At 40.3% G+C, this 375-nt stretch carries 1 protein-coding gene; it reads left to right on the forward strand.

What is annotated here, in order from left to right; translation table 11 throughout:
• Nucleotides 1-375, forward strand: a 375-nt coding sequence (locus tag C1G53_RS09095; protein WP_153046690.1) for an ABC transporter permease, incomplete at both ends; no start/stop codon positions are given.

Here is a 375-nt window from a genome sequence, read left to right on the forward strand (position 1 = left end):
GGGGGATCCCTTTACAGGATTGATTGACCCCAATATTGATCCAGCAATCATTGAACAAAAACGGATTGCGGCAGGTTACTATGACCCAATCCCTGTTCAGTATTTCCGCTGGGTAGGCAATCTTTTGCAAGGAGATTTTGGTCAGAGTGTTATTTTTAAACAACCAGTTGTTGATGTCATCATGCAGCGCTTGAATAATACAATTGGATTATCCCTCTTGACGATGGTATTGACTTATTTGATTGCACTTCCATTGGGTATGATTGCAGGTCGTTATCAAAACTCACTTGCAGATAAAATCATTGGCGTGTATAACTTCTTGACATTTTCAACTCCAACTTTCGTTTTTGCCATTCTCATGCTCTGGATGTTTGG

The sequence above is a fragment of the Streptococcus suis genome, from assembly GCF_002960445.1.
GTDB classification, from domain to species: Bacteria; Bacillota; Bacilli; order Lactobacillales; family Streptococcaceae; genus Streptococcus; species Streptococcus hyiners.